The organism is Bacillus sp. Xin1, assembly GCF_013314535.1.
Taxonomy (GTDB): Bacteria; Bacillota; Bacilli; order Bacillales; family Bacillaceae_G; genus Bacillus_A.
In genome coordinates, this window is sequence record NZ_JABUAE010000047.1 from 1 (window position 1) to 24,613 (window position 24,613).

The following is a 24,613-nucleotide window of genomic DNA, read 5'->3' on the forward strand; positions in this document are numbered from 1 at the left end:
GGGAACATAAAAAATTATTGACTTTTTGAATTAATCAAGTATAATAATGTTTGTCTCAAGTGAATGTAGTCTGGTAATGATGGCAGAGAGGTCACACCCGTTCCCATACCGAACACGGAAGTTAAGCTCTCTAGCGCCGATGGTAGTTGGGACCTTGTCCCTGTGAGAGTAGGACGTTGCCAGGCTAATATCATTCCGCAGTAGCTCAGCGGTAGAGCTATCGGCTGTTAACCGATCGGTCGTAGGTTCGATTCCTACCTGCGGAGCCATGATTGGAGAGCTGTCCGAGTTGGCCGAAGGAGCACGATTGGAAATCGTGTATACGTCACAAGCGTATCAAGGGTTCGAATCCCTTGCTCTCCGCCATTATATTTTTGGCCCGTTGGTCAAGTGGTTAAGACACCGCCCTTTCACGGCGGTAACACGGGTTCGAATCCCGTACGGGTCACCACTTTGGAGGATTAGCTCAGCTGGGAGAGCACCTGCCTTACAAGCAGGGGGTCGGCGGTTCGATCCCGTCATCCTCCACCATATATAAAAATAATATATGAATAGTATTATCGCGGGGTGGAGCAGTCCGGTAGCTCGTCGGGCTCATAACCCGAAGGTCGCAGGTTCAAATCCTGTCCCCGCAACCAAATGGTCCCGTGGTGTAGTGGTTAACATGCCTGCCTGTCACGCAGGAGATCGCCGGTTCGATCCCGGTCGGGACCGCCATTTATTTCTGGCTCGGTAGCTCAGTCGGTAGAGCAGAGGACTGAAAATCCTCGTGTCGGCGGTTCGATTCCGTCCCGAGCCACCATTTTCAAATAAATACGCCGGCTTAGCTCAATTGGTAGAGCAACTGACTTGTAATCAGTAGGTTGGGGGTTCAAGTCCTCTAGCCGGCACCATGTAAGTTTCGGAGGGGTAGCGAAGTGGCTAAACGCGGCGGACTGTAAATCCGCTCCTTCGGGTTCGGCAGTTCGAATCTGCCCCCCTCCACCATTTAAATTTCATATAGGGGTATAGTTTAAAGGTAGAACAGAGGTCTCCAAAACCTCCGGTGTGGGTTCAATTCCTACTACCCCTGCCAAAACATAACATGGCGGCTGTGGCGAAGTGGTTAACGCACCGGATTGTGGCTCCGGCATTCGTGGGTTCGATTCCCATCAGTCGCCCCATTTATTTTAAATATTTACAAATTAATTTAACTATGATAAGATATGTAATGTCTTATTTAAATATTAATGGTAATAAAATAAGTGTTGTAAACATACAATGTATTATTAATTCGGTGGGCTATAGCCAAGCGGTAAGGCAACGGACTTTGACTCCGTCATGCGCTGGTTCGAATCCAGCTAGCCCAGCCATTTTTGCGGAAGTAGTTCAGTGGTAGAATACAACCTTGCCAAGGTTGGGGTCGCGGGTTCGAATCCCGTCTTCCGCTCCAAATTTAATATGGCGGCATAGCCAAGTGGTAAGGCAGAGGTCTGCAAAACCTTTACCACCGGTTCGAATCCGGTTGCCGCCTTTCTTATTATGCCGATGTGGCGGAATTGGCAGACGCGCACGACTCAAAATCGTGTTCCTTCGGGAGTGTCGGTTCGACCCCGACCATCGGTATCAAATAACGTGGAAAAAGACTTTAACAGAAATGTTGGAGTCTTTTTTGTTTTTTTCGACACGATAAAAAATAATGTAAAGATGATTATTGTAATGTTCATCGTATAAAATAGTTAACAACTTCGATCCTTCCTCGTTGCTTAAATTTTGGATAACGCCCATAATTTTTTCCGCAGTTTTTAATTCATTCAAATTTTCCACCGCCTTTTTGAAGTTCAATTTCAATTGTAATCATTACTTGAAAATAAACCATCAATTTACCAATGTTACATATATAATACATTTTCGGTATAATATTCTTAATATGGGGTATTAGATGAAATGTAAGATGGGGGAATAAGATGCAAAAGAAAATAATAATTTGGTTGGGGTCAATCGTAGGATTAATAGCTCTTACTATCGGTATAACTTTCGGAATGCTTGAACTTGCAGATAATCCAGCAGATAAAAAGACTAGCGCAGAGATAGATAAAAGCGAATATGCAGAAGTTCCAAAAGAAAAAGAGTCGATGACTGGTGGAATACAAGGAGCAGATGAAAAACTTCGTATTACTAAAGATTCTACAGAAAATGATGTCATTACAGCAATGCATAGTATGACTCACCAAAAAGTAGTAGCAGCTCAAAAGTGGGGAGCAATCCCAATGTCTAAAAAGAATGCTGAGATAGTAAAAAATATCGTAAGTCAAAGTAATTTTGAAAAGAAACAAGAACTTTTAGCAATTGCTGAAAGATGGATAAATAGAGATTTTAGTAAAATTGTAGATGACCATAACTACTTTTGGACATCACAAGAAGGAAACATTGGTAAAGCTACAGGAGTTATGGATCCATTAGAAGAACAAACTTTTTCTTTAAATAATTTCGGGGATGAAGTAACACGTCAGCTGCACAACTCAGGAGACCTTAAGCATATTTCAGGAAAATAAACATCTATATTTTATAGTTAGAAGCTTCCCTTTGGGGAGGCTTTTTTCATTGAAACTGTCAAATCATGTTATTTGAGTGTTAAATTCGTAATGAATTATAGAATTAAGGTATAATATAACTTGGTGAATGAACAAAATTATATCGATGTATATTATGTCAATAATGTGAGTCGATAATGAACTTTTTGTATTTATTTTGAAAAAGTGTTGAATAAACAGTATATTTCATATTAATATTTTTTATGTAGATTTAAACGTGAAAGAGAGTGGAACAGAATGGGTCGTAAATGGAATAATATTAAAGAGAAGAAAGCATCAAAAGATGCAAATACAAGCCGCGTATACGCTAAATTTGGACGTGAGATTTATGTCGCGGCAAAACAAGGTGAACCAGATCCAGAATCAAACCAAGCTTTAAAAGTTGTACTTGAGCGTGCAAAAACGTACAGTGTACCAAAAACAATTATTGACCGTGCAATTGAAAAAGCAAAAGGTGGTTCAGAAGAAAATTACGATGAACTTCGTTATGAAGGATTTGGACCAAATGGATCTATGGTAATTGTAGATACACTTACAAATAACGTGAACCGTACTGCAGCAGATGTACGTGCTGCATTTAGTAAAAATAGCGGTAACATGGGTGTGAATGGATCTGTAGCATATATGTTTGATGCGACTGCTGTTATTGGACTTGAAGGAAAAACTGCAGATGAAGTACTTGAAATTTTAATGGAAGCAGATGTAGATGCACGTGATATTTTAGAAGAAGAAGAGTCAGTTATCGTTTATGCTGAGCCTGATCAGTTCCATGCGGTACAAGCAGCGCTTAAGGATGCTGGTATCACTGAATTCACAGTCGCTGAACTAACAATGCTTGCACAAAGTGATGTAACACTTTCAGAAGATGCACAAGCACAATTCGAAAAAATGATTGACGCATTGGAAGATTTAGAAGATGTTCAACAAGTTTACCACAATGTAGATTTAGGGGAATAATATATGAAAAAGAGACCTTTTGTTGTTTAGAACAAAAGGTTTTTTAGATCATCTATAGCCTAAAAGAAAAGGATTTTTGAGTTTAATAATGAATATTAATATATATTGTACTTAAAATGAGATAAATATTCTTTGGAGGCTATATGATGCAATATAAAACACCTAAGCATATTGTTGCTGTTTCAGCTTGCATAATGAATGAAAATAACGAAATTCTATTAGTAAAGGTGCAGTGGAGAGCTGATACATGGGAAATGCCTGGCGGACAAGTAGAAGAGGGAGAACCTCTTGATCAGGCAGTTTGTCGAGAAGTACTTGAGGAGACAGGCCTCGTAGTGCAACCAGTTGGAATTACAGGGCTTTACTATAATGCCTCAAAGCATATTTTATCAGTGGTGTTTAAGGTGGAGTATGCGAGCGGAGAAATAAAAGTCCCACAAGAAGAAATAAAAGAAGCAAAATTTATTGCTTTGAATGAAAATAATATTGATGAATATATAACGCGTCCTCATATGAAATCGAGAACACTTGATGCCATAAAAGCAAAAAATTTTATTCCATATGAAACTTGGAAAGTAGATCCTTATAATTTGATAGAAAGATTATAGGTTATTTCATCTATGTTTTATTTAAAAGAACAAGTTATTTGAGGTACTATCAAATAGCTTGTTCTTTTTTCTTATATTGTGTAAGTAAAAATGTCTAGTATGATGCATAATCGGTGAAACTAGGTAAAGTAGTAAGATTATATATGTAAATAGATATTGATTACAAGAACGTTCGTTTGGTATTATATCTATATTGTTCAAATTGGATTTTTAAAATGCTGTAGACAAAATATTAGGAGAGGAACAACTAAAACTGAAAATATGCTAGGTGATATAATAGAAGAAGGATATGTGATTTTTAAAGCAATTCATCTGAATATATATATTCATTTTGATTTTCCGACATATAAGTCGCAGCTATGAAAACAAAAAGGAATCTCCACTCATTTTTTCCCGTTGTTCTTACGTGGCATGGGGCTAAAAAAGGCACTGACCGCTTCTATACATGGCCGGATCCTCTCTCCCAACTAAAAAAGGGGGTTATGTCGTTTTTTTTAATTTGGATGTATATAGAAGCTTGCTACTTTTTCTGCTAGAATATGTATTTTATAGCTTACAACATTGTAAGGTAAGTGTAAGAGAAATCAATTGGAGATTGCTTTAAGAAACATTATTCTTAATGTAAGAAGTATATATGCTGTTAGGAAAAGAGGTGTGCACAATGAAAGAACGAGTACTGTCTAGAGTCAACTATCATCAAAAGGTTGCCTTCAATCCAATTACAAAATTTCTTTATAAGGCCATTATTTTATTATTATTATTTAGTTGTACATTATTATTGATTGGAAATGTAATGATTGAGCGAAGTGATATTAGCAAGTTACATGTACCCGCTAAATTAGAGGTACCAGAACCTTTGGCTCACGCGTTTATTGCGACAGAAGATAAAAGGTTTTATCATCATAACGGTCTAGACTATATAGCAATTGTTCGAGCTTCTATTGAAAATATAAAAGCTGGTGGTGTTGTACAAGGCGGAAGTACAATTACACAGCAGCTCTCTAAAAATGCTTTTTTATCTAATGAACGTACATTTTCTCGTAAATGGAAAGAAGTCTTTTATACAAAAAAAATTGAGCGTACATTTACTAAAAATGAGATCTTAAAATTATATGTGAGCAATATTTATTACGGAGAAGGTGCATGGGGGATTGAAAAAGCATCCCAGCTATACTTTGGAAAAAAGGTTAATCAATTAACATTAAGTGAAAGTGCAATGATGGCTGCTGTTGTGAAAGCTCCTTCTTATTATTCTCCTGCTCAAAATTATGATAAAGCAGTAGAAAGACGAAATGTTGTTTTGAAATTAATGGAAAAAGAAGGTTATATTAACCATGATGAATATATGCAAGCAATTAGTGAAAAATTAGTAATTCGTCATGATATTCCAACGAAGCATTCATTGCAAAAAGTAGCTCGTGAAAAAGCGGTAAGTTAAAGGAAGTTCCTAAATAGGAACTTCTTTTTTAGAGTGCCGAGAATGAAAGATGGGTTGTTATTTGTCGAATGGTCGATATATTTGAAAAATCACCGATAAAATTTCATTTACCATGTCAAACGAACATCCAATTATATGATCCTTCATAAATTGTTCTTATATAATGGCTTTTCTTCGCCGTAAGCTAAAGGAAGATCCTATTTTGTGAATACAATATAAAAAAACGGGACACAATATTGTCACATTTGCTGAGTTTTTGGAAATTATGTGAGCGTGTTCATTGCATGAGGTATAAAAGTATTGATATCATGTGTAATGTGTACAACAATGTATACAGAATATGAATTTAAAGAGGAATGTATATGAAATCATCAAATAAAATCATGGCTCTTGGTATTGTTTTTTCTATTGCGGTATTAATTGTAATTGGGACAATTGCATACAGTATCATCAATGATAAAAAGGATAAAGGGAATGAGATGTTTGCTTATTCCACGCAGCAATCTTTAGGTAAAAAAGATGCTCCTGTTAAGGTTGTAGAATTTGGAGATTTTAAATGCCCAGCTTGTCGAACTTGGGATGCGACGGTACTACCTCGTTTAAAAGAAGAGTATATTAATAAAGGTAAAGTACAGTTTTATTTCATTAACTTCCCATTTATCGGGAAAGATTCCGATTTAGGTGCAGCGGCTGGCGAAGCGATTTATAAACAGGACCCTGAATCCTTCTGGACATTCTATGATGAAATCTATCAAAGTCAGAAGAAAGATACTGAAGAATGGATTACAGAAGAACTGCTTCTTAATATAGTGCAGGAAAAACTTCCAAAAGTTAATGTAGATCAGTTTAAAAAAGATTTACATAGCAAAGAAATTCAAGATAAAGTACGTAAAGATTCAGACCGTGCACAAAAACTGAAAGTACAAGGTGCTCCTTCAGTATATGTAAATGGAAATCTTGCAAATCCAGATTATGATAGTATAAAAAAGGAAATTGATAAAGCATTGAAAAAGTGATGAGTATACTCATCACTTTTTCGACTTTTTTCGATAAAATTCTTGCTTAGGTTTTTGTAACGTGCTATACTATTTTACATAAGTTATTTGAATAGCTTATCTTTTTTCACATTTGCGGGTGTAGTTTAGTGGTAAAACAAGAGCCTTCCAAGCTCTGGTCGAGAGTTCGATTCTCTTCACCCGCTCCAGATATTATTTATATTTTCATAATACATTGTGATCAACGCAGTGTTTCGTTTCTAAGATAAACGAGGCATTGCGTTTTTTAATGTTTGGAAATAATGATTTTATGCGAAAATAGAAATAAAGAATATGATTACGAAGTGAATTGCTAACCATCAGTAGATGACTAAGTATATGTATTCATCGTAGAAGGAGGCAAAGCATGGATTTTGAGCAATTAAAACAAGATGTTATAGCGTATAGTAAAACGATTGGTATAGATAAAATAGGGTTTGCGAGTGCCTCACCATTTGAAGAATTAAAACAGCGTTTAATTCAGCAACAACAATTAAATTATCAGTCTGGCTTTGAAGAGCCTGATATTGAAAAAAGAACAAATCCACAGTTACTATTGCCGGGAGCAAAATCCATTATTGCAATTGCATTAGCGTATCCATCCAAGTTGAAAAATGCACCGTTAAGTAAACGTGGAGAACGCCGAGGTATTTTTTGTCGTGCTTCTTGGGGACAAGATTATCATCTTGTTTTACGAGATCGCTTGCAAAAATTAGAGGCGTATTTAATTGAGAAGCTTCCAGATATAGAAGTAAAATCAATGGTGGATACAGGAGAATTAAGCGATCGTGCAGTTTCAGAGCGTGCTGGTATTGGATGGAGCGGTAAAAATTGTTCCATTATTACGCCAGAATTTGGCTCCTATGTGTATTTAGGTGAAATGATTACGAATGTACCATTTCCGCCGGATCAGCCAATAGAAGATCAGTGCGGAAGCTGTACAAAGTGTATTGATATTTGTCCAACCGGTGCACTTGTGCAGGGGGGACAGTTAGATTCAAAAAAATGCATTGCTTTTTTAACACAAACAAAAGGATTTCTACCAGAAGAATATCGAGATAAAATTGGAAACCGTATTTATGGCTGTGATACATGCCAAACGGTTTGTCCAAAGAACAGAGGGAAGGATTTTCATAATCATCCAGAAATGGAGCCAGACCCAGAGCTTGTTAAACCACTATTAACCCCATTATTAACGATAAGTAACCGAGATTTTAAAGAAAAATACGGTATTATGTCTGGATCATGGCGCGGGAAAAAACCGTTGCAACGAAATGCGATTTTAGCCCTTGCTCATTTCAAGGAAACCACAGCAATTCCTGATTTAATTGGTGTTATGAAAGATGATCCAAGACCAGTAATTCGTGGGACTGCAGCATGGGCTCTAGGAAAAATTGGTGGTGAAGGTGTAGGCGAAGCAATTGAAAAGGCGATGGAACGTGAAAAGGATGAAGAAGTTCTTCATGAAATGAATCGCGGTCTTGAAATGTTAGCTGAGAAAAAACAGTAGATAATGTCTCCCTTTTTCATATTCTAATATGGGAGGGAGAGGAAATGTTGGTAAAACAAAAACTTGAACAACAGATGCAACAATTTTTAGCGTATATTACAAATAAACGTACGAGTGTAGATCAGATTCCTGCTGATTTACTACAAGTATTACAGCGAAAAAGGAATTTATTTCAAAATCGTGATGCTGAAATTGTAAAGGCAACAGCAGATGTATCTTTTATAAGACAGTGGAATAGTAAGCAATATCAAGAAGTAGATTATCAGGTTCATTTAAAATATTTAATTCGTCACCATGAATTATTCTATATGGAAGAAGAACAATTAGAACGACGTGTTTATTTAAAAGATGGACGTATTGTAGAAGATAAAGATATTGAAACAAAAGAAGAAAGATTCCAAAGGGAAACGTTAGAGCGTGAGATAAAGAAAGGAAATTATGATTCGTATCAATATAATCGCTTAGAAGCTGTTAAATATGCGGAGCATTGGTGGGATGATCGGAATCCAGCATATCGTAATTTTCCTGATAATTGTACGAATTTTATTTCGCAGTGTCTGCATGCTGGTGAAACACCAATGACTGGGTATCCTAACATTCGTAAAGGATGGTGGCAACGGGAGAATCAGTGGAGCTGGAGTTGGGCAGTCGCTCATTCATTTTATTGGTATTTATCAGGGGCTACAACAGGACTACGCGCTAAGGCAGTAGAAAGGCCGGAAGACCTTCTACTTGGTGATGTTATTGTTTATGATTTTGAAGATGATGGTAGATGGAATCATACAACAATCGTTGTAGCAAAAGATGCAGATGGTATGCCGCTTGTAAATGCCCATTCTGCTAATAGCCGCAGGCGGTATTGGAATTATGAAGATTCCAGTAAATATACGCCGAAAATGAAATATAAATTTTTTCATATTATTAATAGGTAGAGATTTTTCATTCAAGTGGTATAATACGTAGTAGACAAAAGATTGAGGTGAATATCACGTGGGAGTACATGTTGTTTTATATCAACCAGAAATTCCAGCAAATACAGGAAATATTGCACGTACTTGTGCAGCAACTGGAACAGAATTACATTTAATTAGACCATTAGGGTTTTCAACGGATGATAAAATGTTAAAACGTGCGGGATTAGATTATTGGGAGCACGTAAAAATTACGTATTATGATTCAATTGAAGAGTTTTATGAAAAAAATAGTGACGGTGAATTTTTCTATTTAACAAAGTATGGTGAAAAAGCACATACAGCGTTTGATTATAGTAAGCCTGAGAAAGATTATTACTTTGTATTTGGTAGAGAAACAAACGGACTGCCAGCAAACGTAATTGAAGAAAACTTCGATCATTGTTTACGTATTCCAATGACTGACAAAGTACGTTCTTTAAATTTATCTAATACAGCGGCGATTTTAATTTATGAAGCATTTCGTCAACAAAATTATCCAGGCTTAGATTTAGAAATTGTATACTAAAGTCTGTATGTAATTAATAATAAAAAGTGATGAGCCTAGGCTCATCACTTTTTGTTTGTACCTGGTTTATCATTATAACCTGAAGTGAAAATTGCAGTAAGGAATGTAAGTGATACACCTAAAATTAATAATAATTTCATATGAATCCTCCTTCTTCGTATTTTAGCTAATTTAATCGGAAGTTTATGTAGATTCTGTGGAAGTAAAGAAGTGATGTTTGTGAAAATGAGGGGGAAATTCCCTGATAAACTCATTATACCGAATTTTCTTTTAATTTTGGGGTGAAATTTATAATGTTTGTAGAAGATTTCATTTTGATTTGAAGAATGTTTAAGGACATCCTCGCATACCTTTTATAATAATCCGATTGAACAAGGAGATGGGGGAGGAGCTATAATGGATATTCTAAAGAAAATTGAACAACATCGAGAAGCAGAAGAACGTTTACAATGGGAAGGTACGTTTGCGGAGTATTTGGAGCTTGTGAAAGAAAGACCATGGGTGGCTCAAACTGCACACTCTCGCATTTACAATATGATTAAAGACGCTGGTATTGAAGAAGTAGAAGGGCGAAAAAAATATAATTTCTTTAGCAATCAGTTATTTGGATTAGAAGACGCATTAGAGCGTCTTGTAGAAGAATATTTTCATCCTTCTGCAAAACGTTTAGATGTTAGAAAACGGATTTTATTATTAATGGGGCCAGTTAGCGGTGGTAAATCAACGTTAGTTACGATGTTAAAACGAGGATTAGAGACATATTCGCGTACAGATCGTGGAGCCGTTTTTGCGATAAAAGGTTGCCCAATGCATGAGGATCCACTTCACCTAATACCACATCATTTACGTGATGATTTTTATGAAGAGTATGGCGTAAGAATTGAAGGGAATTTGTCGCCGTTAAATGTGATGCGACTAGAAAAAGAATACGGTGGAAGAATTGAAGATGTAATTGTAGAAAGGATTTTCTTCTCGGAAGATCGTCGGACAGGAATTGGTACATTTAGTCCTTCAGATCCAAAATCACAGGATATTGCGGATTTAACAGGAAGCATTGACTTTTCTACAATTGCAGAATATGGTTCAGAGTCAGATCCGCGTGCATATCGCTTTGACGGGGAGCTAAATAAAGCAAACCGTGGAATGATGGAATTTCAAGAGATGTTAAAATGCGATGAAAAATTTTTATGGCATCTATTATCTCTGACGCAAGAGGGGAATTTTAAAGCTGGGCGATTTGCTCTTATTTCAGCGGATGAATTAATTGTAGCGCATACAAATGAAACAGAGTATCGTTCCTTTATTTCCAATAAGAAAAATGAGGCGTTACATTCAAGAATTATAGTAATGCCTGTTCCATATAATTTACGAGCGAGTGAAGAAGAACATATTTATGAAAAGATGATTTATGAAAGTGATGTTGCAGATGTGCACATTGCGCCGCATACACTTCGCGTCGCAGCGATGTTTACGATTTTAACACGCCTCAAGGATCCGAAACGCCCAGATATTGATTTAATTAAAAAGATGCGTTTATATGATGGAGAAATGGTTGAAGGATACAATGCAATTGATGTCGAAGAATTGCAGCGTGAATATCAAGATGAAGGTATGAGTGGGATTGATCCGCGTTATGTCATTAACCGTATTTCTTCTACTATTATTAGAAAAGAAGTACCATCAATTAACGCGCTTGATGTATTACGTTCGTTAAAAGATGGATTAGATCAACATCCATCCATTAGCAATGAAGACCGGGAACGCTATATGAATTTTATTTCATTAGCACGAAAAGAGTACGATGACATTGCTAAGAAAGAAGTACAAAAAGCGTTTGTGTATTCATATGAAGAATCGGCTAAGACACTTATGGATAATTACCTAGATAATGTTGAGGCATATTGCAATAAATCAAAATTACGGGATCCGTTAACAGGTGAAGAAATGAGTCCAGATGAAAAGCTTATGCGTTCTATTGAAGAACAAATTGGCATTTCAGAAAATGCGAAGAAAGCATTCCGAGAAGAAATTTTAATAAGAATTTCTGCTTATGCTCGTAAAGGGAAACGTTTTGATTACAATTCACATGAGCGTCTTCGCGAAGCAATCCAGAAAAAATTATTTGCCGATCTGAAAGATGTTGTGAAAATTACAACATCTACGAAAACACCAGACGAAAATCAGCTGAAGAAAATTAATGATGTTGTAGCACGCTTAATCGATGAACATGGCTACAATTCTTCATCAGCGAATGAATTACTTCGCTATGTAGGTAGCTTGTTGAATCGATAGTTTGATAATAAAACGCTGTCTCTTATGAAACCAGAGGCAGCGTTTTTATATCTATCTGATTGAAGTGATGAAACTCTATTGTATAAATCACATCTAAATTGCAGCTATGAAAACAAAAAGAAATCACCACTAACTTCTTCCTTTTGTTTTCACATGGCATGGGGCTTAAAAGAGAACGGACCGCTACTACACTCGGCTCGATGCTCTTTTTCACCTAAAAAGTAGGTTTGATGTCGGTTTTTCAAAGTGAATGTTTCATTTTATGTATGGACTTGTCCAAATATAATAAATTAAGGTGTAATTTCATGAATTTCTTGTCAATTATTTTTACAATACGCATATGATAGAGTAACCAACCGTTCATACAGAAAAAGCCAACACAATACAATATGTTGCAGATCGAAAAAGTGTGCAACAATGAATTGTGTTTCTTTCTTATCAGGTAAAGAAATTTTAAATTTAAATGGATGCTAAAGTTTTGTTAAAGAAGTTCGGGGCAATACGTAAAAAAGCTATGGGGCCTTATGATTTTGAGAAAGGTCATTTCTAATGAACAGATACTTTTTAATTATTTTTGTTGCGATATCATAACCTCAAATCCGTATATTCCTGTTTATTAGAGAAAATGAAGGAAAATTACAGTAAGGAGGGAAAAGGATGGGCGAAGAAAATCAACCAAATTATACAATTTCACAGGAAAACTGGTCCCTCCATCGCAAAGGACATGACGATCAACAACGCCATCAAGAAAAAGTGCAAGAAGCAATTAAAAACAACTTACCGGACCTTGTGACAGAAGAAAGTATCGTTATGTCTAATGGTAGGGACGTTGTTAAAATACCAATTCGGTCTTTAGATGAATATAAGATTAGATATAACTACGATAAGAATAAACATGTTGGGCAAGGAACTGGTGATAGTAAAGTTGGTGATGTGGTTGCACGAGATGGATCAAGTGGTCAAAAGCAAAAGGGACCAGGAAAAGGGAAAGGTGCAGGAGATGCAGCTGGAGAAGATTATTATGAAGCAGAAGTATCAATTTTAGAATTAGAGCAAGCATTTTTTAAAGAGTTGGAGCTGCCTAATTTAAAACGGAAAGAAATGGATGAAAATCGTATTGAACATATTGAATTTAATGACATTAGAAAGACAGGACTATGGGGAAATATTGATAAAAAACGGACAATGATATCAGCTTATAAACGAAATGCGATGAATGGAAAGCCTGCTTTTCATCCGATTCGCCAAGAGGATTTGAAGTTCCGAACGTGGAATGAAGTGCTGAAGCCAGATTCCAAAGCTGTCGTATTAGCAATGATGGATACGAGTGGATCTATGGGGATGTGGGAGAAGTATATGGCGCGTAGTTTCTTCTTTTGGATGACAAGATTTTTACGTACAAAGTACGAAACTGTAGATATAGAATTTATTGCGCATCATACAGAAGCGAAGGTCGTAACAGAAGAAGAGTTTTTCTCAAAAGGCGAAAGTGGAGGAACAATATGTTCCTCTGTTTATAGAAAAGCACTCGAGATTATAGATGGAAAGTATTCACCGGACCGCTATAATATTTATCCATTTCATTTTTCAGATGGGGATAATTTAACATCAGATAATGCTCGTTGTGTTAAGCTTGTACAAGAATTGATGAAGGTATGTAATATGTTTGGATATGGAGAAGTAAATCAGTATAATCGTCACAGTACGCTTATGTCAGCCTATAAAAATATTAAAGATGAGAATTTCAGGTACTATATTTTAAAACAAAAAGCGGACGTGTTTCACGCAATGAAGAGCTTTTTTAGAGAAGAATCAGGTGAAAAAATGGCATAACCCCTTTTTTAAGGGGTTTTTTATTGTGCTCAAACATAATGGTATAAAGTGAAATTTTAATTCGTGGTTTTTTTATCCCTACTCATTATCAGCCCTCACTAATCGGGATTTTGGGGGCAGTGGATCCCCCGCCTAACTTCTTTGCTTTTGCTGAAATAAGGTACTATTAATTATATAACATACTATTTTTTATACAAATAAAGGAAAAATTGTAAAGTTAATGTATATAAAACTTTACTTTTTATGTAGAATAGTATATTATATAGATATACAATATATCGGTTATTTTCTAGGAGGAGCCTGTCACAATAGGCTTCTCCTGTTCTTTTTTAGAGAGCCTGTCGTCCAGGTTTTTCTTAATAATAAATAACTGAAAATTAAGAAAAATAATTCTTGAAAGAGGTGAGGCATACATATAACAAAGAGAGAAGCAATAATGAAGGGGGATAAGGCATGACATTGTTTGGGTATCCGCTTGAAACAATTTATTTATATGGATTTATTATTGCTACTGTACTTACTATTATTTATATCTTTTTTGGAGATGTATTTGAGTCCATATTTAGCTTTGGCGGTGGATCTGTCTCCATTGTAACGCTGTTGCTCAGTTTCCTTGCAATGCTTTGTGGGTTTAGTTATATAGGTGAGTACTTATTTTCTTTGAATAGTATTGTTATTTTTAGTCTTTCTTTTGGTATATCCTTTATTGGTGTTTTTTTAATGAAGATATTGATTTTAAAACCAATTGCAGAAGCTGAACAAAATACAGTGCAACGTATGGATGAATTTATTGGCTGCAAAGGAGAAGTGATTATTACTATCCCGAAAGAAGGCTTTGGGGAAGTGCTAGTCTCTTCGAAATTTGGAAGCAATGCGATACCAGCTAAGGCAGTTGGAAAGAAAGATATTATACAAGGAACACAAGTTATGATTGAGGGAGTTCAAGATGGTGTTTTGCTTGTACAAAACATCGCTTATTCTTTAAAAAAACCAAAGTTATAAGGGGGAATTTGAATGATTCCATTAATTATCGGTGGTGTATTACTCGCAATTTTACTTTTACTTATTTTGGTGTTTATTACAAAATACCGTACAGTTGGTCCAGATGAAGCATTGATTGTTACCGGGAACTGGCTTGGCGGGGGAAAGAACGTTGTTACAACAGATGATGGAAAGAAAATTAAAATTATTCGTGGTGGTGGTACTTTTGTAGTGCCGATTATGCAACGAGCAGAACCTCTTAGTTTACTAAATTATAAATTAGAAGTTGGAACGCGTGATACGTATACAAAGCAAGGGGTACCAGTTACAGTAAATGGTGTTTCTATTATTAAAGTAGGTTCAACAATTGAAGAAGTATCTACAGCTGCTGAACAATATTTAGGAAAAGAAACCGAAGAGTTAAAAGTAGAAGCAAAAGAGGTATTAGAAGGTCATTTACGTGCTATCTTGTCTTCGATGACAGTGGAAGATGCTTATAGTAATAGAGAGCAATTTGCTCAAAAAGTACATGAAGTTGCTTCAACTGATTTGAAAAAAATGGGTCTTCGTATTGTCTCGTTTACTATTAAAGAAATTATGGACAAAAATGGTTATTTAGATGCGCTTGGTCAACCGCAAATCGCAACAGTAAAACGTGATGCAACGATTGCGAATGCAGAGCGTGAAAAAGAGGCACGTATTGAAAAAGCCCGTGCAGAAAAAGAGGCAAAAGAAGCCGAGTATCAACGTGATGCACAAATTGCTGAAGCTGAAAAGCATAAGGAATTAAAAGTGCAATCATATAAGAGAGAGCAAGAGCAAGCACGTGCCGATGCGGACCTTTCGTATGAATTACAACAAGCAAAAGCACAACAAGGTGTTACAGAAGAACAAATGCGCGTTAAAATCATTGAGCGTGAAAAGCAAATTGAATTAGAAGAAAAAGAAATTGCGCGTCGTGAAAAACAATATGACGCAGAAGTAAAGAAAAAAGCAGATGCAGATCGTTATGCGGTTGAACAATCAGCGGAAGCGGAAAAAGTAAAACAAATCAAAAAAGCAGATGCAGATCAATATAAGATTGAAGCAGAAGCAAGGGCACGTGCGGAAGAAGTACGTGTAGAAGGTTTAGCAAAGGCCGAAATTGAAAAGGCACAAGGGGAAGCAAAAGCGGAAGTTCAAAAAGCACAAGGTACAGCAGAAGCAGATGTTATTAGGTTAAAAGGTTTAGCAGAAGCAGAAGCGAAACAAAAAATCGCAGAAGCATTTGAATTATATGGTCAAGCGGCAATTATGGATATGGTTCTTAAAATGCTTCCAAGCTATGCGAAAGAAGTTGCAAGTCCACTTAGCAATATCGATAAAATTACTGTTGTTGATACAGGCGGCGGTGGGAAAAACAGCGGCGCTGGAAAAGTGGCAGGGTATGCGACTGATTTAATGGCAACGATGCAAGAAACATTAAAAGCTTCTTCTGGTATTGATTTAAAAGAGTTATTGGAAGGATTTGCTGGAAAAGGTGCTGTACAGCAAGTGGTGAGTGAGAAACCTGTTGTGCAGGTAGTGGAAGAAAAAGAGAAAAGTGAGAAGTAAAAAGTAAGGAAAGAAGGCCCCTAGCAGTAGGGGCCTTCTGGCGTGCTAGTTAGAGTTGTATTCCATTTCTTTTAATCTATCTAACACTCTTCTTTTCTTATAAAGCATCTTACCTACTTCAGCAATTTCTTCAATAGTTTTTCGATTTAAATAAGCTCCAAAAATCATTCCAGCAACAGGAATGATTTGAAATAGCTTTTTCCACCCGTAATTGTCACGATACACAGTAAACACTTCTCGCCATGATTTAACTTGTGACATACTGTCATCGTGATTGGCACGAGAATCAAAATGTTTTAATTCATGAAGAATTGTTTGTTTTCCTACCATATCAGATGAAGAAAATTGTAAGCATTTTACGATAAATAACCTCTCTTGCATATCTTCAGGGTTATAACCGTAGCAAATGGCAATCTCTTGTAAAACGTTTAGTGACATACTTAAAATAGCTGGAATATCAATTGCCAGTGTGAAGATACCACCAAAGCCAGTTGTCGCTCCTTGGGCAGTTGCGACAGACTTTCTATTTTTAATCATTTTATCAACGATTGAATCCATTTCACTTAAAGGGAATTTTTGAACATCTGTTAAGGAAGCAGCGTTTTCAAATTTCTCTATTGTTGTTTGTGGATGAATTAAATATTTACTTCCAGAATTAAGATATTGAATAAGCTCGTCTAGTAAAAGATTAATTTTTTTATGAATAAACTTGGGCGTGAGCTTATCAAGAATAGCAAAAGGGATTTTCCCCCACTTTTCAAAGAACCAAAGATCCTCCTGCTCTTTCTCCCATTTTTCAATCATTGTAATTTCCTTTAATAAAAGCTCCTTTGATTCCATTTTTCAACCTACTTTCGTATAGACATATATGTTTATTTTACTCAATAGTTTTTTAATAATAAACAAAATTTAGTGTATTTAGTTATAATGGATATAACATTAAAAAAAGAAAATAGGTGACTTCTTTTTTCATCCATGTTTCACAAAGTAATATGCAATGAAAGTTAGGGGAATGATTTTGAAGTTTAAAAAATTAAAATTACAGCCAAGAATTACGTTAACGATTAGTGCACTTATTTTCTTTGTTCTTATTTTAACGAGTTTTCTTTTTTATTATATCGTATCTAAAACAGTGGAAGAGCAAATTGGTAAAAGGGCGTTACATGTTGCTAAAACAGTCGCTGCTATACCTGAAATTCAAGAAGCATTTCAGAAGGAAAATCCATCTGCTATCATTCAACCAATTGTTGAGAAAATACGGATAGAAACAGATGCAGATTTTATCGTAGTGGGAAATAAAGATGGCATTCGTTATGCACATCCTTTGCGTGAAAAAATTGGAAAAGAAATGGTTGGTGGAGATAACAAAGGGGTTTTACAGGAAGGAAAATCATATATTTCTAAAGCGACTGGGACATTAGGACCTTCTTTACGCGGAAAAGTGCCAATTCGTGATCAGACTAATCGTATTATCGGGGTTGTATCTGTTGGTTTTTCTATGGAGGATATTCATGAAGTGGCAGAGGCATATGGGAAGAGAGTGCTTTGGATTGCGATGGCTGGATTAGTTATTGGGATATGGGGTTCTATATATTTAGCACGTAGTATAAAAAAATTAATGTTCGGTTTTGAACCAGAAGAGATTTCCTCTCTATATGAAGAGTATAGTGCCGTTATTCAATCTGTACGGGAAGGGATTATGGTAATAGATAAAGAAGGGGATATTCGTTTAGTCAATCAGGCAGCGTATGAAATTCTTTCTCTTGGAAAAGATCAGACGATTATTGGAGAGTCTATTTTGAAAATTATTCCTAACTCTTCTATATTAGATGTGCTCCGAACTGGAGAAGAGCAATTTGATCGCTATTTAGATATAAAGGGTCAAGCTGTAATTGTAAATCGATTACCTATTAAGGTAAACAACGTCGTAATTGGGGTCGTTTCTAGTTTTCGTTTAAAGTCAGAGATGGATCAGTTAACAGAGGAACTCTCTCAAGCGAAACGTTATACAGAGGCGCTTCGAGCACAGACACATGAGTATAACAATTTGTTGTATACGCTTTCAGGTCTTATCCAATTAGAGTCATATGATGAAGCGTTAGAGCTTATTCATAAGGAGACTGCTGTATATCAAGAGTTTGTTCAATTTATTATAAAACGTATACACAATCCGTGGTTAGGTGGAATTTTAATAGGATTTTATAATCGTGCTAGGGAATTGAAAATTAATTTTATTTTAGATTGCGAGAGTAGTTTGCAAAGTTTAGGTTCTCATATTGATAGTAATCACGTTGTTTCTATTTTAGGGAATTTAATCACCAATGCTTTTGAAGCAGTTGAATATAATCAGGAGTATGAAAAACAAGTTAGAATGTTTGTAACAGATATTGGAGAGGAAATTGTCATTGAAGTTGAAGATTCGGGTTGTGGAATTGATGATGAGGTAATTACATACATATTTGACAAAGGATTTTCGACAAAAGAAGGAGAAAAGCGAGGTTATGGATTAGCAAAGGTAAAAGAGTTGGTTGAAGATTTAAATGGGAGTATCGCACTAGAAAAAGGGGATCTAGGTGGTGCATTGTTTATAGTTGCATTGCCAAAAGAAAGAGGCGAATTGTAATGAATGAGGGGATTGAAGTACTAATTGTGGAAGACGATATTCGCATTGCAGAGATTCATCGTCGTTTTACTGAAAAAGTAGGAGGATTTAAGGTAATTGGAACTGCAACAACAGGAGAACAAGCGAAAGAGTGGCTAGATCTCGTTTCTCCCCAACTTGTTTTACTAGATGTATATTTACCGGATATGCAGGGGACGGAACTTATTACATATATAAGACGTAATCTAAACGATACAGATATAATTATGATTACAGCGGCATCAGAAGTTGAAGTTGTCCACCATGCATTAAGAGGGGGAGCAGCAGATTATATCGTAAAACCTCTTATGTTTGATCGATTTAAAAGAAGTTTAGAAAATTATAAAAAGAAAATACAGCAATTAAAAACACATCAACAATTATCTCCAGAACAAATTGAGAATCTATGGTTTCAAAAAAATGAAGAAGTGAATTCAGATGTGTATGCTCCAAAAGGGATAGATCCTTTAACATTAACGAAAATTAAAAAGCATGTGTTAATGGTTGGACAAGAAGGTATTACTGCAGAAATGTTGAGTTTACAGGTAGGAGTAAGTCGTTCCACAGCAAGGCGTTATTTAGAGTACTTAATTTCTGAAAAGAAGATTCATGCAGAGCTTATATATGGGAGTGTTGGAAGACCAGAAAGAAGATATTTTCGAATTTCTTCATGAAATATAGAATAGAAAAAGTAGAGGCTTTTATTGCCTCTACTTTTTTATAAGGAGAGTTTGTTATTATCCTGTTTTATGAACATTAGATCTTTTGTGATGTAAATATTCATAAAGGAATTTAAAGAAAATAGGTAGCAATCCAAGAATCGTGAGAACGCGTATTACTTGAACTGTGACTACAAATGTAGCATCTGTTTGTAAAATGATTGCGGTTGTTGTCATTTCTGCAATTCCGCCAGGTGCAAGAGCTAGTATAGAAGTAACTAGTGGAATATTTGTGACGGAAGAAACAAAGAATGCACACAATATAGAGATTCCAATCAGGCCGATAGAACTAAATAAACCTATTATGATTGTTTGTTTTACACCAATAAACATTTCTTTACTAAAACGACACCCAATGCTAGTTGCAATGAAAATTTGGGCTAAAACCATAATCCATTGTGGCCACCAGGCTGTTGGAATATTACTAACATAATGTGTAGATAGAGCTTGTATGAGTGCAACACTTATCATGCTTCCGACAAGCCAAGGTGAAGGGAGTCTTAAAACTTTTCCAATTCGATAACCGATCCAAGCGATAAAGATTAAAAAGGTTGTCCAAAATGGGGAACTAATAGGATCGTTTTTTAGGTGAGATACAATTGGGTTATGGGGAATCCAATAGACAGAAAGAAGCGGAATTGTACCAAGCACCCAAAAGACACGAATTGTTTGGACAATACTAACTATTGCGGTATTTACACCTACTTCTGAGGCGAGTGTAGGCATAACAGATAACCCTCCAGGAGTGGCACTAAATAGGCTCGTAAATAAATCTACTTTGCCAAAACGCCATAAAATCAAACCAGAGCATAAGGCGAGAGCAATGGAGCCAATAATCATAATAATAATGATTAGCCAATGCTGTTGAAACGTAAAAAGAATATCAGTTGTTAATTTTTGTCCTAATTCAATACCAATGATACATTGACCAATATGTTGAAATGAAAGAAGGGTTTTTTCTTGTTGCGGTTGCTCTTCTAATGTTTGCATCCAGGCTGGTTTGAGATAAGTAAGGAGACCTGTAATAATTAGGGAACCAAGTAACCACCCAATTGACAAACCAGTTAAAGAGAGTATGTAACCACCCAAGCTTGCGAATATTAGTAATAAAAGATTAGATAATATCATATTGTAGCCTTCTTTCTTATTTATATTGACTGAAAAAACGAAACTCCTTTCAAAGAAGTTTCGTTACGGATTATATCGGAATGATGCCAGTAATAATACCAACAATTAACATTACCAGTGTTGTTCCAACTGCCCATAGTAAGGTAAAACGTTGATGTTCACCAAAATCAACCTTTGCCATTCCAACTAATAAATAAGTGGAAGCGACGAGTGGACTTAGTAAGTGAACAGGTTGTCCGAGTAACGAAGCGCGTCCCATTTCAGCGGCGCTAATTCCGTAAGCGGCAGCGGCTTTTGTCAAAATAGGTAGTACACCGAAGTAAAACGCATCATTGGACATGAAAAATGTGAACGGCATGCTTAGAAGAGCTGTAATAATCGGAAGTTGTGGTCCAAGCGCATCTGGTATGAGAGTCACTACACTTTGAGCCATCGCATCTACCATTTTTGTTCCAGATAGAATACCTGTGAAAACTCCAGCAGCGAATACAAGAGAAACAACTGCTAATACATTTCCAGCGTGAGAAGCAATACGTTCCTTCTGTTGTTCTAAGTTTGGGTAGTTAATCATAACGGCAATAGCAAAAGCGACTGTAAATAAAACTGGTAATGGCATAACTTCTAGTATGAGACAAACGAGTAAGGCAACTGTTAATAAAAAGTTAATCCAGAGTAGTTTAGGGCGTTTATGTGATACAGCTTCGACTGTTGCAGCTTGCTCATCGATTGTTTGCATTTTCTTTAAATATTGTACATCCATAATTCCTAAACGTTTTCTTTCTTTTTTTCCGAGATAGTAGGCAACAAAAATAACCCAAATTGCACCAGCAATCATTCCTGGAATAAGAGGTGTGAAGAGTTCGGATGCATCAAGACCAAGTGCACTCATAACTCGAGCGGTTGGTCCTCCCCAAGGTGTAAGGTTTGTCACTCCTGCTCCTAACATAACAACCCCAGCTAATATAAGTGGATTCATTCCAAGGCGTTTATAAAGTGGATACATGGCAGAAACGGTAATCATATATGTTGTTGTGCCGTCACCATCCAAAGAAACGATAATCGTTAGAATAGCTGTACCAACAACAATTTTTAAAGGATCGCCTTTTACAAATTTCAAGATTTTACTAATGACAGGATCGAATAAGCCACTATCAATCATAATTCCGAAATATAAAATGGCGAACATAAGCATAATACCAGTTGGTGCTAATTTCTTTATTCCATCTAGCATCATTGGTCCTACATCTGCATAAAATCCCCCAATTAATGCAAATACAATAGGAATTAAGATTAATGCAACTAGTGCTGACATACGTTTTGACATAATTAAAAACATAAAGACAAAGACCATTGTAAATCCGAGTATCGCTAACATGTAATCTCCCCCTCTAAAAATGATTACGCTTTCATTTTGTGTTGAAAATTCAGAAAAAACTTTTTATTTATCATAAAGGCTAGAATAGCGATGGTAAATAATTAGCAAAATAACGTTATTAAACGCATAATTGTCATTTTGATCATTTTGTTCATGAGTTTTATTTTGAATTTTTAAAAATATAATCTATTTATTTTAATAATGATAGAATAGATGAGGAAATTGTGAAGCGTGAAATAAGGAGTAGATTTTGAATGAAAGCAATGAATGAAGAGATCTGTAGTTCATATAAAGGAAGAGTGGAAGAAATTTTTGTTGATGAATCATCTTACGTATATGAATGGGAGGAACTAATGACGATTCGAAAAAATGACGGAACATTGGAGAAAGTAGCGGTGGGAGTTAGTGGTCATATACAATCTATAAATATAGAGGTTGGTCAAGAAATTGATGTGAATACATTGCTACTTACAGTAGAAGATGATTTGCTAATTACTGGTTGTGAATGATAGAAGATGTGTAGAAATTGCTACACATCTTTTTTATTAGCAATAGAGTTCTTCATCTAATATATACTTGTTCTCATTTTTGATAATATAGGCATAGGATAGGAAAGAAGACCGATTTTAACTATATATTATTCCTGAAAAACAGTGAGGAGCGAATAAGCATGGGGAAAGAACTGTTTGTGACGATGGAATGTGCGTATACACTTCAAGGAACATTAACACTCCCTACATATTATTCTGCATCGTATCCAGCTATTTTAATAATTGGCGGTACTGGAAAAGGCAATCGTGATGGAAATACAAGTCGTTTACAGTTAAACTTATATAAAGAATTAGCGGATTATTTTACCTCTTTAGGCGTTGCAGTACTTCGCTATGATAAACGTGGTACTCATAAAAGTAAGGGGAATTATTATAAATCAGGGATGACAGACTTTATTGATGATGCTGTTTTATGGATTAGATTTTTAAAGGATCATCCACAAATAGACCCCAAACGTGTTATTATTGCTGGGCATAGTGAAGGAGCTTTACTTGCGCCAGCTGTCTACGCAAGGGAATCAGTTGGGGGATTAGTATTACTTGCTGGTGCAGCGGAACCATCTAAATTACTTTTGGAAAGACAAATAGATAAAGTTGTCAACGAATTAGAAAATGAATCAGGATTCCTTGGTTGGTTATCTAAAATGTTGAAGATTCCACAGCGGATGCAAAAGCAGAATGAGGTAATTACGAAAAAGGTGCAAGATTCAACAGAAGCTGTTATATGGATAAAAGGGACAAAAGTGAATGCAAAATGGTTAAGAGAACAGTTACAATATAATGTAGTTACATATTTAGAGCAAGTGTCATGTCCTGTTTTAGCAATTACGGGAGACAGGGATATACAAGTGCCGCCTGAGCATGCTAAACTGATTGCTTCATATGTTAATGGTGAAGCAGAATGGCATATCATTCCGAACATGAACCATATTTTAAGAAATTATGAACATAAGCATACAATGATTCGATTAATGAAGGAATATAAGGGGCTTATGGATAAATGTATTGAAGAAGAGTTGTTACATGTGATGAAGGGATGGTTAAAAAAACATTATCTTTCATAGGAGCTGTAAGTTGTGAGGAAACAAAAGTTGTTATTATTTGTGTTAATAGGGATTTTCATTATGATAGTGGCTTGTGAGAAGCAAGAAGAGATTGAATCTAAGCCGATTCAAGTGAAAAATGAAAACAAACAAGAGAATACACATAAAGAGGAAGAAGAGAACAAAGAGAAAAAAAGTATGAATTTAATGGATAAGCAATTATTACTTTCTGCGACACTAGGTGATACAGAAACAGCTATGAAATTAATAAAAGATGGAGCAAATATAAATGTATCAGGGGATCAAGGAGAAACTCCTGTAATGGCAGCAACGTATCGTAATCACGTTGAGACAGTAAAAGCATTGATTGACGCAGGTGCAGATATTGAATTACAAGATAAAAATAAAGAAAATCCATTCCTTTATGCGAGCAAAGAGGGTTATGTTGATATTGTGAAGCTAACAATCGATGCAGGAACGAATATTAGAGAAATAAATCATCGTGGTGGAACAGCGCTCATTCCGGCAGCTGAAAGAGGACATGTGGAAGTTGTAAAAGAGCTAGTGGATCGTACAGATATTGATGTGAATTATAGAAATGACCTTGGTTGGACGGCGTTACTAGAAGCAATTGTTCTTGGTAATGGCAGTGAAAATCATAAGCAAATTGTTCAGCTGCTCATTGATCATGGGGCAGATGTAAATATGGCCGACCGAGAAGGGGTTACTCCACTAGAGCATGCGGAGAAGCGAGGATTTAAAGAAATGGCGAATATGTTAAGAGTAGCAGGAGCAAATGAAACTATCAAACAACCTACAGAATAATATAGGTTATGAAAAAAGAGATAAGCGGAAGTC

Annotated in this window: 19 protein-coding genes, 16 tRNA genes, 1 rRNA gene and 1 pseudogene; 34 read left to right on the forward strand and 3 right to left on the reverse strand. The window is 35.9% G+C overall.

From position 1 onward, the window contains the following. Positions 1–69 precede the first annotated feature (69 nt). The 29 genes from rrf to HRG09_RS24260 all read left to right on the forward strand — a co-directional run bounded on the left by rrf (position 70) and on the right by HRG09_RS24260 (position 16,298). Positions 70–185: ribosomal RNA gene (gene rrf, locus HRG09_RS24120) — 5S ribosomal RNA — on the forward strand. 9 nt (positions 186–194) lie between these two features. Further along, positions 195–269: transfer RNA gene (locus HRG09_RS24125), tRNA-Asn, on the forward strand. A gap of 5 nt (positions 270–274) precedes the next feature. Beyond that, a tRNA-Ser gene (locus HRG09_RS24130) sits at positions 275–366 on the forward strand. Positions 367–376: 10 nt separating this feature from the next. Further along, positions 377–451: transfer RNA gene (locus HRG09_RS24135), tRNA-Glu, on the forward strand. Positions 452–455: 4 nt separating this feature from the next. Then, positions 456–531, forward strand: a tRNA-Val gene (locus HRG09_RS24140). A 30-nt stretch (positions 532–561) separates the two neighbouring features. Next, positions 562–638: transfer RNA gene (locus HRG09_RS24145), tRNA-Met, on the forward strand. Between the two features lie 3 nt (positions 639–641). Then, a tRNA-Asp gene (locus HRG09_RS24150) sits at positions 642–717 on the forward strand. Positions 718–726: 9 nt separating this feature from the next. After that, a tRNA-Phe gene (locus HRG09_RS24155) sits at positions 727–802 on the forward strand. A gap of 15 nt (positions 803–817) precedes the next feature. Then, positions 818–893, forward strand: a tRNA-Thr gene (locus HRG09_RS24160). 10 nt (positions 894–903) lie between these two features. Further along, positions 904–987: transfer RNA gene (locus tag HRG09_RS24165), tRNA-Tyr, on the forward strand. A 14-nt stretch (positions 988–1,001) separates the two neighbouring features. After that, a tRNA-Trp gene (locus HRG09_RS24170) sits at positions 1,002–1,075 on the forward strand. Between the two features lie 12 nt (positions 1,076–1,087). Beyond that, a tRNA-His gene (locus HRG09_RS24175) sits at positions 1,088–1,163 on the forward strand. Between the two features lie 114 nt (positions 1,164–1,277). Beyond that, positions 1,278–1,352: transfer RNA gene (locus HRG09_RS24180), tRNA-Gln, on the forward strand. A 5-nt stretch (positions 1,353–1,357) separates the two neighbouring features. Further along, a tRNA-Gly gene (locus HRG09_RS24185) sits at positions 1,358–1,432 on the forward strand. 10 nt (positions 1,433–1,442) lie between these two features. Next, a tRNA-Cys gene (locus HRG09_RS24190) sits at positions 1,443–1,513 on the forward strand. 10 nt (positions 1,514–1,523) lie between these two features. After that, positions 1,524–1,605: transfer RNA gene (locus HRG09_RS24195), tRNA-Leu, on the forward strand. 341 nt (positions 1,606–1,946) lie between these two features. After that, a complete protein-coding gene (locus tag HRG09_RS24200; RefSeq protein WP_174103367.1) occupies positions 1,947–2,534 on the forward strand; it encodes a PRK06770 family protein in 588 nt (195 codons plus the stop codon). Between the two features lie 276 nt (positions 2,535–2,810). After that, the gene (locus HRG09_RS24205) at positions 2,811–3,530 is read left to right on the forward strand and encodes a YebC/PmpR family DNA-binding transcriptional regulator (protein WP_174103369.1); all 720 of its coding nucleotides are present in this window, start codon (positions 2,811–2,813) and stop codon (positions 3,528–3,530) included. Between the two features lie 146 nt (positions 3,531–3,676). Next, positions 3,677–4,138 (forward strand): NUDIX hydrolase, encoded by a 462-nt coding sequence (locus HRG09_RS24210; protein WP_174103371.1) that lies wholly within the window; start codon positions 3,677–3,679, stop codon positions 4,136–4,138. A gap of 661 nt (positions 4,139–4,799) precedes the next feature. After that, entirely contained in the window at positions 4,800–5,576 is a 777-nt protein-coding gene (locus HRG09_RS24215) for a transglycosylase domain-containing protein (protein WP_174103373.1), read from the forward strand. 362 nt (positions 5,577–5,938) lie between these two features. Continuing rightward, positions 5,939–6,592, forward strand: coding sequence for a DsbA family protein (locus tag HRG09_RS24220; protein ID WP_174103375.1), 654 nt, complete (start codon positions 5,939–5,941; stop codon positions 6,590–6,592). Positions 6,593–6,706: 114 nt separating this feature from the next. Then, positions 6,707–6,780, forward strand: a tRNA-Gly gene (locus HRG09_RS24225). 197 nt (positions 6,781–6,977) lie between these two features. Continuing rightward, the gene (queG, locus tag HRG09_RS24230; protein WP_174103377.1) at positions 6,978–8,120 is read left to right on the forward strand and encodes a tRNA epoxyqueuosine(34) reductase QueG; all 1,143 of its coding nucleotides are present in this window, start codon (positions 6,978–6,980) and stop codon (positions 8,118–8,120) included. A 44-nt stretch (positions 8,121–8,164) separates the two neighbouring features. Continuing rightward, a complete protein-coding gene (locus HRG09_RS24235) occupies positions 8,165–9,052 on the forward strand; it encodes an amidase domain-containing protein (protein ID WP_174103379.1) in 888 nt (295 codons plus the stop codon). 58 nt (positions 9,053–9,110) lie between these two features. Next, positions 9,111–9,599 (forward strand): tRNA (uridine(34)/cytosine(34)/5-carboxymethylaminomethyluridine(34)-2'-O)-methyltransferase TrmL, encoded by a 489-nt coding sequence (gene trmL, locus HRG09_RS24240; RefSeq protein ID WP_174103381.1) that lies wholly within the window; start codon positions 9,111–9,113, stop codon positions 9,597–9,599. Positions 9,600–9,995: 396 nt separating this feature from the next. Continuing rightward, positions 9,996–11,891 carry a PrkA family serine protein kinase gene (locus tag HRG09_RS24245; RefSeq protein WP_174103383.1) on the forward strand — a complete coding sequence of 632 codons (1,896 nt, stop codon included), beginning with the start codon at positions 9,996–9,998 and terminating at the stop codon, positions 11,889–11,891. A gap of 657 nt (positions 11,892–12,548) precedes the next feature. Further along, complete coding sequence (yhbH, locus tag HRG09_RS24250) at positions 12,549–13,724, forward strand: sporulation protein YhbH (RefSeq protein WP_174103385.1); 1,176 nt, start codon at positions 12,549–12,551, stop codon at positions 13,722–13,724. A 453-nt stretch (positions 13,725–14,177) separates the two neighbouring features. Further along, positions 14,178–14,726 carry an NfeD family membrane protein gene (locus HRG09_RS24255; RefSeq protein WP_174103387.1) on the forward strand — a complete coding sequence of 183 codons (549 nt, stop codon included), beginning with the start codon at positions 14,178–14,180 and terminating at the stop codon, positions 14,724–14,726. A 12-nt stretch (positions 14,727–14,738) separates the two neighbouring features. Next, the gene (locus HRG09_RS24260; RefSeq protein ID WP_174103389.1) at positions 14,739–16,298 is read left to right on the forward strand and encodes a flotillin lipid rafts scaffold protein FloT; all 1,560 of its coding nucleotides are present in this window, start codon (positions 14,739–14,741) and stop codon (positions 16,296–16,298) included. A gap of 45 nt (positions 16,299–16,343) precedes the next feature. On the opposite strand, the gene HRG09_RS24265 is transcribed toward HRG09_RS24260, so the two are convergent. Continuing rightward, positions 16,344–17,138: an EcsC family protein gene (locus HRG09_RS24265; protein WP_174103390.1), complete on the reverse strand. Its 795-nt coding sequence runs from the start codon at positions 17,136–17,138 to the stop codon at positions 16,344–16,346. A 172-nt stretch (positions 17,139–17,310) separates the two neighbouring features. Between HRG09_RS24265 and HRG09_RS24270 the strand changes: the two genes are divergently transcribed. Next, positions 17,311–18,921 carry an ATP-binding protein gene (locus HRG09_RS24270; RefSeq protein ID WP_174103392.1) on the forward strand — a complete coding sequence of 537 codons (1,611 nt, stop codon included), beginning with the start codon at positions 17,311–17,313 and terminating at the stop codon, positions 18,919–18,921. Next, positions 18,921–19,613 (forward strand): response regulator, encoded by a 693-nt coding sequence (locus tag HRG09_RS24275; protein WP_174103394.1) that lies wholly within the window; start codon positions 18,921–18,923, stop codon positions 19,611–19,613. The genes HRG09_RS24270 and HRG09_RS24275 overlap by 1 nt, the downstream gene beginning before the upstream one ends. Before the next feature lie 63 nt (positions 19,614–19,676). On the opposite strand, the gene HRG09_RS24280 is transcribed toward HRG09_RS24275, so the two are convergent. Both HRG09_RS24280 and HRG09_RS24285 read right to left on the reverse strand, forming a co-directional pair. After that, positions 19,677–20,786, reverse strand: a complete 1,110-nt coding sequence (locus tag HRG09_RS24280) for an AbrB family transcriptional regulator (RefSeq protein ID WP_174103396.1) — start codon at positions 20,784–20,786, stop codon at positions 19,677–19,679. 70 nt (positions 20,787–20,856) lie between these two features. Beyond that, a complete protein-coding gene (locus HRG09_RS24285; protein WP_174103398.1) occupies positions 20,857–22,161 on the reverse strand; it encodes a CitMHS family transporter in 1,305 nt (434 codons plus the stop codon). Between the two features lie 254 nt (positions 22,162–22,415). Between HRG09_RS24285 and HRG09_RS24290 the strand changes: the two genes are divergently transcribed. The 3 genes and pseudogenes from HRG09_RS24290 to HRG09_RS24300 all read left to right on the forward strand — a co-directional run bounded on the left by HRG09_RS24290 (position 22,416) and on the right by HRG09_RS24300 (position 24,580). Beyond that, positions 22,416–22,670: a hypothetical protein gene (locus tag HRG09_RS24290; protein WP_174103400.1), complete on the forward strand. Its 255-nt coding sequence runs from the start codon at positions 22,416–22,418 to the stop codon at positions 22,668–22,670. 161 nt (positions 22,671–22,831) lie between these two features. Further along, positions 22,832–23,776, forward strand: coding sequence for an alpha/beta hydrolase family protein (locus HRG09_RS24295; protein WP_174103402.1), 945 nt, complete (start codon positions 22,832–22,834; stop codon positions 23,774–23,776). Next, positions 23,749–24,580, forward strand: a pseudogene (locus HRG09_RS24300) (ankyrin repeat domain-containing protein). The gene HRG09_RS24295 and the pseudogene HRG09_RS24300 overlap by 28 nt, the downstream one beginning before the upstream one ends. Positions 24,581–24,613 lie beyond the last annotated feature (33 nt).

Bases quoted from the DNA above. Each gene is read 5' to 3' on its own strand.
- HRG09_RS24200 (WP_174103367.1), top strand. From the start codon at position 1,947: ATGCAAAAGAAAATAATAATTTGGTTGGGGTCAATCGTAGGATTAATA.
- HRG09_RS24205 (WP_174103369.1), top strand. From the start codon at position 2,811: ATGGGTCGTAAATGGAATAATATTAAAGAGAAGAAAGCATCAAAAGAT.
- HRG09_RS24210 (WP_174103371.1), top strand. From the start codon at position 3,677: ATGCAATATAAAACACCTAAGCATATTGTTGCTGTTTCAGCTTGCATA.
- HRG09_RS24215 (WP_174103373.1), top strand. From the start codon at position 4,800: ATGAAAGAACGAGTACTGTCTAGAGTCAACTATCATCAAAAGGTTGCC.
- HRG09_RS24220 (WP_174103375.1), top strand. From the start codon at position 5,939: ATGAAATCATCAAATAAAATCATGGCTCTTGGTATTGTTTTTTCTATT.
- queG (WP_174103377.1), top strand. From the start codon at position 6,978: ATGGATTTTGAGCAATTAAAACAAGATGTTATAGCGTATAGTAAAACG.
- HRG09_RS24235 (WP_174103379.1), top strand. From the start codon at position 8,165: ATGTTGGTAAAACAAAAACTTGAACAACAGATGCAACAATTTTTAGCG.
- HRG09_RS24245 (WP_174103383.1), top strand. From the start codon at position 9,996: ATGGATATTCTAAAGAAAATTGAACAACATCGAGAAGCAGAAGAACGT.
- yhbH (WP_174103385.1), top strand. From the start codon at position 12,549: ATGGGCGAAGAAAATCAACCAAATTATACAATTTCACAGGAAAACTGG.
- HRG09_RS24255 (WP_174103387.1), top strand. From the start codon at position 14,178: ATGACATTGTTTGGGTATCCGCTTGAAACAATTTATTTATATGGATTT.
- HRG09_RS24260 (WP_174103389.1), top strand. From the start codon at position 14,739: ATGATTCCATTAATTATCGGTGGTGTATTACTCGCAATTTTACTTTTA.
- HRG09_RS24265 (WP_174103390.1), bottom strand. From the start codon at position 17,138: ATGGAATCAAAGGAGCTTTTATTAAAGGAAATTACAATGATTGAAAAA.
- HRG09_RS24270 (WP_174103392.1), top strand. From the start codon at position 17,311: ATGATTTTGAAGTTTAAAAAATTAAAATTACAGCCAAGAATTACGTTA.
- HRG09_RS24275 (WP_174103394.1), top strand. From the start codon at position 18,921: ATGAATGAGGGGATTGAAGTACTAATTGTGGAAGACGATATTCGCATT.
- HRG09_RS24280 (WP_174103396.1), bottom strand. From the start codon at position 20,786: ATGATATTATCTAATCTTTTATTACTAATATTCGCAAGCTTGGGTGGT.
- HRG09_RS24285 (WP_174103398.1), bottom strand. From the start codon at position 22,161: ATGTTAGCGATACTCGGATTTACAATGGTCTTTGTCTTTATGTTTTTA.
- HRG09_RS24290 (WP_174103400.1), top strand. From the start codon at position 22,416: ATGAAAGCAATGAATGAAGAGATCTGTAGTTCATATAAAGGAAGAGTG.
- HRG09_RS24295 (WP_174103402.1), top strand. From the start codon at position 22,832: ATGGGGAAAGAACTGTTTGTGACGATGGAATGTGCGTATACACTTCAA.